The sequence below is a fragment of the Gilvimarinus gilvus genome (assembly GCF_030518155.1).
Lineage (GTDB): Bacteria > Pseudomonadota > Gammaproteobacteria > Pseudomonadales > Cellvibrionaceae > Gilvimarinus > Gilvimarinus gilvus.
Map to the genome: position 1 here is coordinate 1 of NZ_JAULRU010000823.1, position 15,039 is coordinate 15,039.

Below are 15,039 nucleotides of genomic sequence, written 5' to 3' on the forward strand. Positions count from 1 at the left end.
CTTCAGGCCTCGCCCTGCGGGACTTCCAGGCTGGCCCGTACTCGTCGTTGCCACTTTTCGATGGGTGGGCACACACCGTCAAAGTGGCGCCTAGATTACGAACCAGCCTGAGAGTCTGAGTACGTAAGGGGTTTTTCAACAACCTGCTAGATGAACCACGGATAAAGAATGCATGCCCTGAAAGTTCCAGGGTGAGTCGGACAGAGCCCAGAAAGCGTTGCGCATTTGAGCCTGCTCTATACGCGGAAATATAAAATCAACAGCTTCCGCTTTGGAGGCACCGATAACGGCATCGTAAACACCATTACGGGTATCCTGTAAGGCGCGCAACCACGGCAAGATAGAGTAGCGAACCGAAATACCTTCATCCGCAAAGGCACGCTGAGCAATTTCCACCATAAAGCCCGGCGCTGCACTATCGGGCTCACAGTTATAGGGGCACCAATTATCGGCAACCAAATGTATGGTTTCGCCGAACACATTCGCACAGCTCAAAAATAGCGCTAGAACCGAGGCCGTCAGCGCTTTTGCGACACGTCGCGAACTTTTCGGCATGCAATCAATCCAAAGGGTTACAAATTCTGACAAGATTTGATCTCCTTTATACCATAATCTAGCGTTGTTTTTACTTCCTAAGGAGCTCTATATGAAAAGCGTTTACAGCGCCATTGCACTGTTACTGACAGTCTTAACTGCACACAGCTACGCCCAAAGCGGGCCAGACTTTCCTCACATAGTGGTATCGGGCCTGGCCAACATCGAGGTACCTCCCGACATAGTCACTCTTAACTTTCAAATAATGGAATACGCCAGCGAGGCGGAAGTCGCCGTCGATACCGTAACCCAGCGCGCCGCTCAAGTGGTGCGCCTTGCCGCAGAGGCAGGCCTGAAGCGTGAGCACATTGAATCCTGGGCTATTGATAAGCGCCCGCGCCGTAGCCACGAACCCGGTAGCAACAACATGGCCATTGTCGGTTACGAGGTCACGCAGCGCTTTGTGCTCAACATTGAAGGTTTGGAGGCCTACGAGACGATTGTCAACGCGTTATTGCGCATGCCCAACACCACAGGCCTTAATGCTGAATTTGACGTCAGCAACCGCGATGACGTTATTAGCAATTTAACGGCAAAAGCTGGGCAGGATGCTCGCCGCAAGGCCAAAGCTCTGGCTGCGGGGCTAGAAGTTGAGCTGGGCCAGGTGTTTTCCATCACGGATCAACAAGCAGGCTATAATCCCCGACCACAGTTTGGAATGGATGAAGCGCAATTTTCCAGAATGAGCGTGGGCGCCAAACAGCCCAGTTTTGAGCTCTTTGCACCACAGGGCATCACCCTCGATAAACAGATTCACGTTATATTCTCAATACAACAATAAGGATATTCATTTTGTGCTTCGGCGTAGCTACTGCTATCTTAATTGATACAGTATAAGTAGGAGCAGCCCCACATAGATTGGCTAAATGGGCACCGCTTATAAAGGGAATGCTCATGATCAAGACCCTTCGGGATAATTTTCGCCAAGCTATGGCACTTCTGTTATCTGGTTGCGCCATAGCTGCTATTGCACCGCTGGCGTTGATGAGAGCGCTGTCAGGCGAGTGGCTATTAGCGGGCCTGGATTTCGTGATTGTTCTGGGGATGCTGCTTATTTTTCGCCACACGCTGCGCCACCGGCGTAGCTCAGTAGCCAACCTCCTAAGCTCTGCATTTTACTCACTCGCCGCAACCGGAATGGTGCACCTACTCCCGGAAACAATGATTTACTGGATGTTTCCCGTGGTAATCGCAAATTTCTTTCTTCTCAAGTTAACCCAAGCTATCGGGATCAATATTGTTCTATTTATTGCTATCGGCCCCGCCGTACCTGCGCTGGTTAACCCGCTAGAGGCGGTGGATATGTATGTCGCCCTGGCTCTGGTTTGCGCTTTCGCCGGTATATTCTCCTGGAAAACAGAAGACCAACGCCTTCAGCTCGAGGCGCTTGCACACCTGGATCCACTGACAGGCATAGGCAATCGGCGCAAACTCTTCTCGGCACTGGGCGAAAACCGGCGCGAATATTCTGGCTCCGTGGTACTGATTGACCTCGATCGATTTAAAGCCATCAATGATGAATTGGGGCACGAAAAAGGCGATGATGTATTGCAGCAGCTTACCCGGCTAATACAAAAATTATTGCGAAGCAGCGATGAAATATATCGTTATGGTGGAGAAGAATTTTTAGTTGTTCTCAACAATACGAACCTGGAGAACGCTTGTAAAGTGGCCGAATTGCTGCGCATAGAAGTAGCTCAACACTTGCCGGTAACAGCATCCTTTGGTTGTGCCCAAAAACAGGAAACAGAAAGTTGGGATAGCTGGATTAATCGCGCCGACAAAGCACTGTATCGGGCAAAAAATGAAGGCCGCAACTGCGTGCGGCCAGCGCCTACCAGTTTTCAGAGTGAAACCGCAGATGCTCTTCAATGAAACTGGCAATAAAATAGTAGCTATGGTCGTAGCCTTGTTGCATACGTAAAGTCAGTGGGTAGTTGCTTTTTTCCGCAGCATTGGCCAGCGTCTGCGGCTTTAACTGCTCTTGCAGAAAATTATCACTGTCCCCCTGATCCACTAACATAGGCATGCTACCACCGCGTGCGATCAACACGCTGGCATCGTGCTCGCGCCACGCCTGTTGATCACTGCCCAAATACTGGCGCAATGCCTTTTGCCCCCACGGGCAATCTACCGGATTGGCTATTGGGCTGAATGCCGTCACTGAACTGTACCTACCCGGATTCTTGAGAGCGATAGTCAATGCACCGTGCCCACCCATCGAGTGACCACTGATGGCGCGCTGCTGGGTAACCGGAAATACCGTTTCGACCAGCTGTGGCAACTCCTGCAAAACATAGTCGTACATACGATAGTGCTGTGACCAAGGCGCCTCTGTGGCGTTCACATAAAAGCCCGCGCCGTGGCCAAAATCGTAAGCCCCCTCGGGGTCGTCTGGCACCCCGTCGCCGCGCGGACTCGTATCCGGCGCTACCAGTGCAATACCAAGTTCAGCGGCAACTCGCTGAGCACCTGCCTTTTGCATAAAGTTTTCATCGGTGCAGGTTAAACCCGACAACCAGTAAACCACCGGCACCGATTCGCCCTTTGAGACTTGTGGCGGTAAAAATACGGCGAAGCGCATACTGCAACTGAGAGCGGAGGAGTCATGACGGTACTGCTTATGCCAGCCGCCAAAACATTTGGTGTTTGATACAACCTCTAAACTCATGGGAGCTCCTTGTCACGCCTACTTATCGAAATGAATAACGCTGCGAATACTCTCACCGGAGTGCATAAGATCAAAGGCTTGATTGATATCATTTAACCCCATGGTGTGAGTAATAAAGTCATTGAGTTTAAACTTACCCGCTAAATAGTCATCCACAATTCCCGGCAGCTCGGAACGGCCTTTCACCCCGCCAAAGGCTGTGCCGCGCCAGACCCGACCGGTGACTAACTGGAAGGGGCGGGTACTGATCTCCTGGCCCGAACCCGCCACACCAATAATGACCGACTCGCCCCAACCTTTATGACAACACTCCAGCGCCGAGCGCATAACATTGACATTGCCAATACACTCAAACGAGTAATCAACACCGCCGTCGGTCAGCTCAACAATCACCTCTTGAATTGGCTTGTCATACTCCTGGGGGTTAATACAGTCAGTGGCCCCTAGCTTTTTCGCCAGATCAAATTTACGCTCGTTGATATCAATCGCAATAATGCGACTGGCACCGGCCATTGTTGCGCCAATAATGGCTGAAAGGCCAATCCCCCCCAAGCCAAAAATCGCCACACTGTCACCCTTCTCTACTTTGGCAGTGTTGAGCACCGCGCCCATGCCAGTGGTTACGCCACAGCCGAGCAGGCACACCTCTTCCAGTGGCGCCGTCTTGTTTACCTTGGCCAAAGAGATTTCCGGTAATACCGTGTACTCAGAGAAGGTCGAGCAACCCATATAGTGATAGATTGGCTCACCGTCCTTGTAAAAGCGAGTGGTGCCATCGGGCATTAATCCCTTGCCCTGTGTTTCGCGTATTTGTTGGCACAGGTTGGTTTTACCCGATAGACAAAACTTACATTCGCCGCACTCTGGGGTGTAAAGGGGAATGACATGGTCCCCCACCTCCACACTGGTAACTCCCTCGCCGACCTGCTCAACGATACCGCCGCCTTCGTGCCCCAAGATCGCCGGCCAATTGCCCTCCGGATCATCCCCAGACAGAGTAAACGCATCTGTATGACAAACACCGCTGGCGATTACGCGCACCAGCACCTCCCCCGCCTTTGGGGGCATAACATCGACAACTTCAATACTCAGGGGCTTGCCTGGGCCCCAGGCGACAGCGGCACGTGACTTAATCATGGTGAACTCCATTGCGGACAATAAGGTTTATTTCTAGCTTTCCACTATGGCACTCATTGTAATTATTTTCAGTTGAGCAATAATACGGGAAACGAGTAAAACATTTTTACCTGAGAGAAATAATGAGCAGCTGGGAAGGCATCACCGAATTTGTCGCTGTCAGCGAAACCGGCAGCTTTACCGCAGCCGCTCAGAGGCTGGGCACGTCCATAGCCCACATCAGCCGCCGTGTTAAAGAGCGCGAACAGCGAATGAACACTCGCCTGCTGGATCGCACTACGCGCAAAGTTAGCCTGACCGAGGAAGGCCAAGTGTTTTATCAGCACTGCCGGCAAATCCTAGACGCGATTAACACAGCCGAGAATGCGCTGGCGGACTTACAGACCAGCCCAACGGGCATTTTGCGAATGACAGCACCGGTGTCTTTCGGTGAAAAGTACATCGCGCCCTTGGTGAATGACTTCGCACTGCTGCACCCTAAACTGCGGATTGACCTTACGCTGAGTAATCAGCGCCTCGATTTGATGGACGAGGGACTGGATCTCGCCGTGCGGCTAGGGCCGCTGGAGGATGCCCGCCTCATCGCCAGACGCTTGGCAGAGCGCACACCGCGGGTATGCGCATCTCCAGAGTACTTGCAGCGCTTCGGCACCCCCCACACCCTAAGCGAACTCAACGACCACAACTGCCTGCTGGGAACCCTCGACTACTGGCGCTTTAATGAATCGGGGCGCGCCCGCAGTATTCGCGTCAGCGGTAGCTTGCGCTGCAATAACGGCCCGAGCTTAGTCAATGCCGCGCTTAAAGGATTGGGATTGATCCAGCTACCCGATTATTACCTCAGCGCCGCATTAAGGCAGAAGCAACTTATGGCGGTACTGCAAACCTATACGCCCGAGCGCGAAGGTATTTGGGCACTCTACCCCCCTACCAGGCGCCTCTCGCCTAAGGTGCGTTTACTTGTGCATCACCTGGAGATGCACGTCCCCAAGTTGCTCGACGTGTCTCGCTGAGCGTCCAACAATGCGCCCCGACATGTCGCAACAGTAAGAAAAACTAAAGAAAGCTCACTGCGCCCGATAACCTTCTAACGCATTCCGTTTGGCAGCGACAACGCTTGGATGACTTTCACTGAGACGTCGTCAAAGTCTTCTATACTTTGATCGATATTGCTCACGCTAGGGATAAGACATGTTCAGTACACTAAAAGCCAAACTTCTGGGTGTTATTGCCGCCGCCTTCGCACTGCTACTGGCCGTACTGGTCACTCAGCTGGTGCTTGGGCTGAACGGGATGAAATCGCAACTGGTCGAGCAAACCCAGACCACAATGGAGGCCGAAGTACTGGGCCGCCTGGAAAGTGAAGCGGCAAGCCTCGGCAATACGGTCTCAGGCTACCTCAACAGTTTGTTCCGGGTGACCACCACACTCGCCAGTAAGTTTTCCGACAGCATTCAGGAGGCAGACCACGCGCTTAGCCGCGAGCAGGTCAATAAGCTGCTGAGTTCGACGTTAAGTGCCCATCCGGACATCAGCGCCCTGTACAACCAGTATGAAGCCGACGCCTATGACGGTTTGGACACCGAGTATGTCGGCTCCGATGCAGTACATACCGTTGCCAATACCGGTGCACTGGAAATCTATTGGATTCGCGACGCCAGTGGTCAGCTGCAACAGGAGCGGGTAGAAGATTCCAGCGAAAAGTATCTGGACGAGAAAGACGAGTTTGGCCAACGCGAAGCCGAGTGGTACCTGTGCTCCAAAGACAGTCGCCGCTCATGCACCCTTGAACCCTACTTTTACGAAATACGCGAGGGCTACAGCGAGTTAATGACCAGCTTGACCAGCCCCGTCCTGGTGGATGGAGAGTTTCAGGGATTGGTCGGTATTGATGTTAATTTACCGGTCATTCAAAAGCTGATCGACGATTTGCAGAGTGACCTTTACGGCGGCCGCAGCCGCATCACGCTACTGAGCGAGATGGGCTTGATTGTAGGGTCCAGTGAATACACCGATAAGCTCACCCGCCCACTGGAGGAGGCGCGCGACACTTATAGCGGTACCCTGACCCGCCTGTACGAACAACGCGAACCCTATATGCAACGCGATGGCACTTACTTTGTTGCCTACCCACTGACTATAGAAGCTTCCGGCACGACATGGTCACTACTGCTGGAGCTACCGGAGGACATTGTACTGGCCACCACCAGTCAGCTAACCAATACCATCGATGGCAACATTGCCGCCCTATTGCGCAACGCTATTATTATTGCTCTGGTTGCCGCCATTGCCATTGGCTTTGTGCTTGTTCTCTTAGTGCAATCCATTGTTCGACCTATTCGCCAACTGGACGATCGCGTGCAAAACCTTTCCAGCCAAGAGGGTGACCTCAGCACCTCCATCGACATTCAAACCCATGCCGAGCTGATGTCGCTGTCTAATGGCTTTAACAGTTTTATTTTCAAGCTGCGCAATATGGTCAATGAGCTAAAAAGTATTGGCTCTGATGCACGCAGCTCAGCGGCAACCATTAAGTCGGTCAATACCCGCGCAGCACAAGCCACTACCGAACAGCAGCGCGAAATTGATAGCGTGGTCACCGCCACCAACCAAATGTCACAAACCGCCACCAGCGTCTCCCAACTGGCCGCTCAGGTTTCTGAGAATGCGACAACCTCCCTGGAAACAGTCGTGCAATCCCGCGAGGCTTTGTCCAGCACCGTTGAACGGGTGGAACAGCTAACGGGCGAAATGTTAACCGCGAGCGACAGCATTCGTGATGTCGCCTCGCGCACCGAAGATATCAACCGTATTCTCGATGTCATTCGCGCGATTGCCGAACAGACTAATTTGCTGGCGCTCAACGCGGCCATTGAAGCTGCACGCGCCGGTGAGCAGGGTCGTGGCTTTGCCGTCGTCGCCGATGAGGTGCGCAATCTGGCCAGCAAAACGCAAAACAGTACCGACGAAATTAACGACTTAATTACCAGTTTAAAAGAAGGTGTGCATCGCTCAGTGGCGGTTATCGCCAGCAGTGCCGAAAAAGCTGAAGACACTAAGCTCAATACTCAAGCATCGTTTGACTCCCTGTCTACGGTGGTATCCGACGTCAACTCCATTGCCGACAACATCACACAGGTAGCCACCGCCGCTGAGGAACAAAGTGCGGTCAGCGAAGAAATCAGTCGCAATCTCACAATCATTGGCGATGCCGCCAACCAACTGGCCGCTATGGCGCGTGAATCCGACGATGCGGGTAAAGAGCTAGACTCCATCATGCAGCGACTGGACGAGCAACTGTCCTCTTTGAAAACATAAGTTGAGTGTAGGTAATGGCGCAAAATGAGCTGGAAAGCGATTAGGAATATAGCCTAATATGGGAGTTTACCCAAACGCTAGGAAAGGGGATTCCACAATGCGCCTATGTTTTGTTCTACTCATCAGTCTGTTTACTTCCAGCCTTGTCATAGCAGACCCGCTGCCGTCGTGGGTCGATGCGAAAAGCAAGCAAAGTATTATTGAGTTTGTGGAAACGGTAACCGATAGCAGCGGCGATAAATTTGTGCCAGTTGCCGACCGGATCGCGGTCTTTGATAACGATGGTACCCTTTGGAGCGAACAACCCGTTTACTTTCAAATATTTTACGCTCTTGACCGAATTCAGCGCCTGGCCAAAGAAGACCCATCGATTTTAACCTCCGACGCGCTCAAAGCCGCCAACAAAGGCGATATAAAAGCGGTTGCCGCCGGCGGCATGTCAGCGCTCACTGAGGTGATTAATCTCTCCCACGCCAACATCAGCGTCACCGACTTCCAGGCCGATGTAAAACAATGGCTGAAAACGGCTCGCCACCCCGGTACCGGACTCGCCTATAATCACATGGTCTATCAGCCCATGCTGGAATTGTTGAGCTACCTGCGGGACAACGATTTCAAAACGTACATAGTAACCGGTGGCGGCATACATTTTGTTCGCGCTTTTGCCGAATCGACGTATGGTATTCCGCCCGAGCAAGTGGTAGGAAGCCAACTGAACCTCGCTTATGAAACCAGTGGCTCATCCTCTCGTATGGTAAAGAAACCTGACATCGCCTTTGTCGACGATGGCCCCGGCAAACCTGTAGCCATTGACATTCACATTGGCAGAAAGCCAATTTTTGCAGGGGGCAATTCCGACGGTGATTTCCAAATGCTGGAATGGACCAGCAGCAACAAGTTACCCAACCTTGCGATGATTGTGCATCACACCGACGCTAAACGGGAATTTTCCTACGACAAAAAGAGCCATATCGGCAAGCTGGAAAAGGGAATGGATCAGGCCGCCGATCGAGGGTGGTTGCTCGTCGACATGAAAAATGAGTGGAAGTCGATTTACCCGGAATAATGACTACTGGGTAATGGCGGCGAGCCGCCATTACCCATTTTTTTTGCAATTAAGGATTTAGCGGTAACAGTTTAAGCTCGTCTCTGTGCAGCGCACCCTTACAACTCTTCCTTAGCGCCCGCAGCTTGCTCGCGCGTACTTTTTTATTTTCCCGAGCGTCTTGGCGAAGGTAAATAGACAACTCAAACTCTACCACCAACTCATGATACTCCTGATCGAACCGGCTCGTAGTCAAGCGCTGCTGCCAAACTTGGTACCACTGCGCCAGCCGAGCAAGTGCTTTGCGCGAGGGCCGCTTGCAGCTGCGCAATAGCAGCCAGTACTGCCAAGGTTCGCTGCGATAAATACGTTTGGAATATAGCCATAGTACTCGCAGCAAAACCAAAACCAGTAGCACAAGCCCACAGAGCGCGGCCATTCGCACTGCCCACTGTCTGGGCGTAAGCGGTGCAGGCGCAACCACCAACGCTATGGCGGGCTCACTGACAGTTACAATACTCTCTGTATCCGGCTGGTAATACTGTAACTGAACGGCGGGCAATACAAACTCGCCTGCCGCTACTAAACGAATATTCTGAATTTCTCTGCGCGAGCCTATCAGGCCACCGTCTGTTTCCGATACCCGATCTTGTGTTTGCGGATTACTCAAATAGCTTCTCGCCCAATCGGGGTTTGCCAGCAGCTCTGGCACAAACATCGCGGATGAGCCTTTGACGGTGACCTGCAATTCACGCGAAATATTGTCGCCCACCTGCAGTTGATCCGGTATTTGAACTGATTGCTTCAGAGTAAGGTCATCAGCGATGACATAAGGCTGCAAAGACTTAGCCCCAACCGGAACACTGGCAACAATGGTGGCTGGCTGCGGCGACACTTTAACAACCTGTGGCCGCGCGTTCTGATCGGCAAAATGCAACGTTAACTCGGGTATGGTGACATCGTACTCACCTTCCACCATTGGGATGACGGTGTACTCTTTAACCACACCACTCCAGGTATCGGCTCCCACACGTCTCGATGTTGGATAAGAGCTCTTACTGGTAGCCAGGTTAATTAAATTGATCGATTCTACCGGTTCAAAATAAACCGGTTTGCTGAACCAGGTAGGTACCAACACAGTCACTCTGATAACGGACGGCCTACCCACGGTAACGGGAGTTTGTGGTGCAATCACCTCGACAATCGGCTCTACAGCGGCGAGTACCGGACGCACTATTAGCGATAACAAGACCAAGCCATAAAACCCATACCGGGACAACATCATTTCTGCCCCTCCTGAGCTGCGGCTTCATTGGCAAATTTGGCCGATAAGAAATCGCTCATGTCGGTGTTTACACTGCGCATCCACTGTTCTTTGGAGTCTACCGACAGGTTATCGCTCGCTTGGTAGGCCTGTGTTTTTACGTTGTCATCAACGTTTTTTGCGGTTGTATCGTCGACTTCCATTGACATACTTTGCTCGGCATCGACGTTGCCGCCAACCTCGATCAGTCGGTCGCGAATTCGCTCCGCGATGGCTTTGTTTTGTAAGGCTGGCGCATAATCAGGTCGCTGCTCCAAAACTTGCTGGTAGGTTGCAATAGCCGGTTCAAATTGATGCGCTTTTAGCAGCGCATTGCCGCGATTGTATAGGGCCTCTACAGAGCCAACAGTGGCAAACACGTGTGCCGCTTGCTCGTATTTTCCTTGTTCATACAGCGCTTTACCTTGCCACATAGGATCAGTAAACAGGTCGGCGGCCTGCTCGAAATTATTTTTATTAAAGGCAACAGAGCCCTGTTGATTTTTGGATAAGAACCAGTCAATAGGTTCAGCTGCTGCTTTAGGGCTTAACCCTGTCATTGCGATGCCAATCGCGGTAAGCACAATGACGGAATTTGTGGTGCGATAGACACTGGTAAACCCTTTGCGAAACCACAACGGAACGAGCAATAAAGCAGGCCAACAAAAGTACCAGGCCATGTCCTGATACGGCACTCCCTCTTGCGCCGACAGTGACTCGCGATTAAAGCGCTCAATGCGCTTATTAATACTGAGAATATCCTGATGATTGAGCGTGACATTCTGTGTTTCGACCAACGCCAGATCACGCTGCAAATCGGTGTTCAATACGAGCGTTAAAACCCCACCATCATTCGACTTTGCCAGGGTTCCATCCGACTCAACCAAAGTTCCGCCTTGATCTGTTGCAAACTGCCACCACACAAAGGGTAAGTTCAGATCGTTAATAGCCTGCAGTTCGCTCTCGGCAAAATTGTCAGCAATAACGACAACGCCACCACCCGATTGGGCGAGTTCTTGCTTTGCCAGGCTTAGCGCAAAGGCCGAATCGTCGGCCGTCACACTGTTATCGGGCATAACATCTGGCGTCAGGGCTTCAATAAACGGCAGAAAAACCTCATTGTCTTCGGTTAACGGCAACACTTTATGGCTGGTACCGGCATAGGCAATGAGTGCCGTTTTTGCACCCGCTCGATACTCCAGAAAATCGCGAATTTTTTGTTTTGCATACTCCAAACGATTAGGCTGGAAATCATTGGCCAACATGCTTTCACTGACTTTCAACACCAGCACCGCCGGCGCCTGTCCTTTGCCAGTTGCCGCCTCTTTAAACCACGCGGGGCCTGCCGCAGCCACAAACACTATAAGACCGACCACGGCGGCCAGATCCACTGGCTTAAAAATGCTCGACCAACGCCTTTTGGGCGCAAGAGCCCCGGCAAGGTGGGCGGCAATGACCGACTGGCCCGCACCGGCGTGACTTAACCGACGCCGTAAAAAAAGATAGCATAGAACCAATACCGGCAGGCCTAGTAACCACTCAGGGCGCAAGAAATGAAAATCAAACATGGCGTCCCCTCCACGCGATCTGCAAGCTGCGCAATAACATTGAGAGCAACACGATGACAGCGGCCATTGTCACCAACTCAGGCACTAACGAACTTTCCGAGCGACTCACGGACTGCTCCACTTTACTGGCGCTGACTTTATCAATTTCTGCATAGACGTTTGCTAACGCATCGGCATTTTCAGCGGAATAGAATGCGCCGTTTGTGACGGCGGAAATGTCGCGCAGGGTATCGAAATCAACGCGGTACTGCCCGTCGGCGTTCTCGTCGCCGATGCCAATCGTGTACACCGTCAGCCCTTCCTGTTCGGCGATGTGCGCGGCATTTTTGGGCGACATCTGTGAGCCGGTATCGGCCCCGTCAGTCAACAAAATGAGCAGGCGATTTTTCACATCGGATGACTGAAAGTGTTTGATTGCCAAACCTATCGCATCACCAACAGCGGTATGTGGTCCGGCCATAGACACAGACAGGTCATTTAATATTTTCTCCGCGCTGGCCAAGTCTTGTGTAAAAGGCACTTGTAGGTAGGCCCGCGTACCGAACACAATAAGCCCTATCCGGTCATCCTGGCGCTGGCGAATAAATTCAGTGACCACCTGCTTTACCCCGTCGAGCCGTGATACCAAAGCCCCACCACGGGATGGAAAGTCTTTTTCCTCCATTGACCCGGATAAATCTAACGTCAGCATAATATCGCGGCTCACTATCTGTTCGGTTACCGGCTCCCCCAAACGAACAGGCAAAGCTAACGCCACCACCAGCAAACCCCAAATCAATGATGCGAAAACAATATCGAGCCAAGGCTTAGCAAATATTTCACTACCAGAGCCGACATGCGCGCCCGAGGTTTTGGCGACCAGGTCAAAAAAAGGTATACGAATCGCGTTAGCTCTTTGTCGGAATACAGGCACCAACAGATACACTAAGGCAGGCAAGGGCAACAGACTCAATAGCCAGACATGCTTGAACACAATCATAACGTGAGCCTGTGGTGCGCTAACCAATAGCTAGCGTTACGACGCAACAACGCCCGATCAAATGATTGGCTCTTTAATGCGTAAAAATCCTCAAACTTCGCTTCACCATCGAGGCACGCATTCAAGTAATCCGACCATGCCTGTCCATAAAGTGACGCCACTTGAACGCGCGGTACCTGAGTCAGAACACAACGCTTCAAAATAGCGCTAACCTGCAGTGGATCATAGTCTTCTGGTAGCTGGTTTAACGCTTCAATCGCAAGATATCGATGGCGGTTTTGGTAACGCACCCTGCGCTTCAACCAAAAAATGAGCACAAATGTCACTAAAATTACACCACCCAAAACCCACCAACCTGGCTCGGTGGGCATCATAGAAATAGGCTCAATAGGTGCCAGCGGCTCCATACGATCAAACAGCTGGTAGACCTCTAGTCCGTCGAGTTCTTCAGCGTCCATAGTCAACCTCGAATCGCGAGCGCTTGCGCAATCTGCTCATAGGTGTCATCCGCAGTGCTCAGCTCAACAATAGTAAGATTTAATTTTTGTCGCCACGCCTCCAGCTGCCCCACCCGATCAGCAAGTGCGCGCTGCAGTTTGTCGTGCACGCGATCATTGCCTGTATCCAATGTCATTTGCGACTGTCCGTCACTGACGGCCACCTGTACATTTTTGGGCAGCTGCTTGGCGAGAGGATCGCGCACCAGTACCAGCACCACATCGTTGTGTTGCGACAGCTTCCCCAAATACTGCTCCGTAGACTGGTCGACATCGTCGAAATCGCTAATGATCACGACAAGTTGATCGCGGGCAACCTGCTCCACCGCCGCCTGTAACGGAGTATTGAGAGACATGCTGCGCTCGGGCAGCAAGTGTTGCGCATTCAGACGAAGGTTATAATCGCTGATGCATTTAATAATTTGCTCAGTGCCGGCTGGACTTTTACCCGGCTTAAAAGAGGTTACGTCGCTGTCATTAAAAACAACGGCACCAACGCGATCCCCCTTGGCTAAAATTGCGTACACGCATAAAGTGGCCGCTTCGCTGGCGGCAACAGATTTCATGTTATGCGTAGAGCCGAAGAACATACTCATGCGCTGGTCGACAATGACATGTGAGGCACGATCTTTTTCTTCGGCATAAACCCGAACATGGGCCTTGCCTGTGCGCGCGGTCACGCGCCAATCAATGGTGCGAATATCGTCGCCCGACCGGTAATCACGCAACTCTTCAAAATTGAGCCCCCGCCCGCGAATACGCGAGCTATGGCGACCAGCCAACACACTTTTACTGCGCTGCCTGGGTAGAAAGCTCAAACGTCGGGCCTGACGTTGCAAGCCCTTGAGGTGCGCAAAGCTGGTATAGATTCTGGGATCGGGGGCGCCGCTATCCAACGTTGAACGAGCCATTGATCACTCCACTTAGATTAGGGTAGTGCGACTAACTCGATGATCTTGTCGATAACATCGTCCGTGCTCAGGCCAAGCCCTTGCGCCTGATAACTCAAGGCGATACGGTGGCGCATAACGTCTTTGGCAATCGACCGAATATCTTCTGGCAAAACCTGATCGCGTCCGTTCAGCCATGCTTGCGTGCGAGCGCATTTATCAAGTGAAATGGATGCGCGTGGCGATACGCCTATATCAATCCAGTTAGCCAAATCTTCGTCGTACTTCTCCGGGGTGCGTGTGGCGTATACTAAATCTACCATATAGCGCGCCATGGCAGGATCAACCCCGACAGCGGCAATTTGATTGCGCGCTTCAAAAATAACCGACTGCTCTGTCTGCGCAATTTCTGCATGCGCTTTTATACCGCGTTCGGCCTGCTCTTCGCTGCGCACCAGGTCAATCACTCCCACCTCGTCTTCGGCACTGGGGTAATCAATGGTGATTTTCATAAGAAAGCGATCGAGCTGGGCTTCCGGCAGGGGGTAAGTCCCCTCTTGCTCAACCGGGTTTTGCGTGGCCAGCACCATAAACATCGGTTCCATTTTATGGCTTTTACCGGCAACCGTGATTTGACGCTCTTCCATTGCTTCGAGCAGGGCCGACTGCACCTTGGCCGGAGCGCGGTTAATTTCATCCGCCAGTACTATGTTGGCGAAAATCGGCCCCGGATCAAAGCGAAACTCACTGCCCGTTTCGGTTTGGTAGTACACCTCAGACCCGGTAATGTCCGAAGGTAGCAGGTCCGGCGTGAACTGGATGCGACTGAAACTGCTCACCAGCCCTTTAGCCAAAGCCTTAATAGCCCGGGTTTTTGCAAGGCCGGGTAAGCCCTCTATCAACAGGTTGCCATTGGCTAACAGACCGATCAGCAGCCTATCAATAACATCCTCTTGACCAATAATATTGGCCGCTATTTGTTGCTTTAATGCGTGAACCTGTTCCAGCGTCGTCATGACCAGACCTCTTGTCTTTGT

Annotated in this window: 14 protein-coding genes; 5 read left to right on the forward strand and 9 right to left on the reverse strand. The window is 52.0% G+C overall.

From position 1 onward, the window contains the following. Positions 1–135: 135 nt before the first annotated feature. Positions 136–588, reverse strand: a complete 453-nt coding sequence (locus QWI17_RS21660) for a transporter substrate-binding domain-containing protein (protein WP_302724619.1) — start codon at positions 586–588, stop codon at positions 136–138. A gap of 58 nt (positions 589–646) precedes the next feature. Here QWI17_RS21660 and QWI17_RS21665 point away from each other — a divergent pair, with 58 nt between their 5' ends. Both QWI17_RS21665 and QWI17_RS21670 read left to right on the forward strand, forming a co-directional pair. Further along, positions 647–1,375: an SIMPL domain-containing protein gene (locus tag QWI17_RS21665; RefSeq protein ID WP_302724620.1), complete on the forward strand. Its 729-nt coding sequence runs from the start codon at positions 647–649 to the stop codon at positions 1,373–1,375. Positions 1,376–1,488: 113 nt separating this feature from the next. Continuing rightward, the gene (locus QWI17_RS21670) at positions 1,489–2,469 is read left to right on the forward strand and encodes a GGDEF domain-containing protein (protein WP_302724621.1); all 981 of its coding nucleotides are present in this window, start codon (positions 1,489–1,491) and stop codon (positions 2,467–2,469) included. Here QWI17_RS21670 and fghA read toward each other — a convergent pair. Next, positions 2,429–3,265: an S-formylglutathione hydrolase gene (gene fghA / locus QWI17_RS21675; RefSeq protein WP_302724622.1), complete on the reverse strand. Its 837-nt coding sequence runs from the start codon at positions 3,263–3,265 to the stop codon at positions 2,429–2,431. The genes QWI17_RS21670 and fghA overlap by 41 nt on opposite strands. Positions 3,266–3,283: 18 nt before the next feature. Continuing rightward, the gene (locus QWI17_RS21680; RefSeq protein WP_441294603.1) at positions 3,284–4,414 is read right to left on the reverse strand and encodes an S-(hydroxymethyl)glutathione dehydrogenase/class III alcohol dehydrogenase; all 1,131 of its coding nucleotides are present in this window, start codon (positions 4,412–4,414) and stop codon (positions 3,284–3,286) included. Positions 4,415–4,524: 110 nt separating this feature from the next. Between QWI17_RS21680 and QWI17_RS21685 the strand changes: the two genes are divergently transcribed. From QWI17_RS21685 to QWI17_RS21695, 3 genes are all read left to right on the forward strand, one after another. Next, entirely contained in the window at positions 4,525–5,415 is an 891-nt protein-coding gene (locus QWI17_RS21685; protein WP_302724624.1) for a LysR family transcriptional regulator, read from the forward strand. A gap of 178 nt (positions 5,416–5,593) precedes the next feature. Next, entirely contained in the window at positions 5,594–7,720 is a 2,127-nt protein-coding gene (locus QWI17_RS21690) for a methyl-accepting chemotaxis protein (RefSeq protein WP_302724625.1), read from the forward strand. A gap of 97 nt (positions 7,721–7,817) precedes the next feature. Next, the gene (locus QWI17_RS21695; RefSeq protein WP_302724626.1) at positions 7,818–8,786 is read left to right on the forward strand and encodes an HAD family hydrolase; all 969 of its coding nucleotides are present in this window, start codon (positions 7,818–7,820) and stop codon (positions 8,784–8,786) included. A 49-nt stretch (positions 8,787–8,835) separates the two neighbouring features. On the opposite strand, the gene QWI17_RS21700 is transcribed toward QWI17_RS21695, so the two are convergent. Genes QWI17_RS21700 through QWI17_RS21725 form a run of 6 tightly spaced genes read right to left on the reverse strand, consistent with a single transcriptional unit; the run spans position 8,836 to position 15,018 of the window. After that, positions 8,836–10,050: a hypothetical protein gene (locus QWI17_RS21700; protein ID WP_302724627.1), complete on the reverse strand. Its 1,215-nt coding sequence runs from the start codon at positions 10,048–10,050 to the stop codon at positions 8,836–8,838. Further along, the gene (locus QWI17_RS21705) at positions 10,047–11,636 is read right to left on the reverse strand and encodes a VWA domain-containing protein (protein WP_302724628.1); all 1,590 of its coding nucleotides are present in this window, start codon (positions 11,634–11,636) and stop codon (positions 10,047–10,049) included. The genes QWI17_RS21700 and QWI17_RS21705 overlap by 4 nt, the downstream gene beginning before the upstream one ends. Beyond that, entirely contained in the window at positions 11,629–12,615 is a 987-nt protein-coding gene (locus tag QWI17_RS21710) for a VWA domain-containing protein (RefSeq protein ID WP_302724629.1), read from the reverse strand. Before QWI17_RS21710 ends, QWI17_RS21705 begins: the two co-directional genes overlap by 8 nt. Continuing rightward, on the reverse strand, positions 12,612–13,073 hold the full coding sequence (locus QWI17_RS21715) for a DUF4381 domain-containing protein (protein WP_302724630.1): 462 nt from the start codon (positions 13,071–13,073) through the stop codon (positions 12,612–12,614). Before QWI17_RS21715 ends, QWI17_RS21710 begins: the two co-directional genes overlap by 4 nt. A gap of 2 nt (positions 13,074–13,075) precedes the next feature. Then, the gene (locus QWI17_RS21720) at positions 13,076–14,023 is read right to left on the reverse strand and encodes a DUF58 domain-containing protein (protein ID WP_302724631.1); all 948 of its coding nucleotides are present in this window, start codon (positions 14,021–14,023) and stop codon (positions 13,076–13,078) included. Between the two features lie 17 nt (positions 14,024–14,040). Next, entirely contained in the window at positions 14,041–15,018 is a 978-nt protein-coding gene (locus QWI17_RS21725; RefSeq protein WP_302724632.1) for an AAA family ATPase, read from the reverse strand. Positions 15,019–15,039 lie beyond the last annotated feature (21 nt).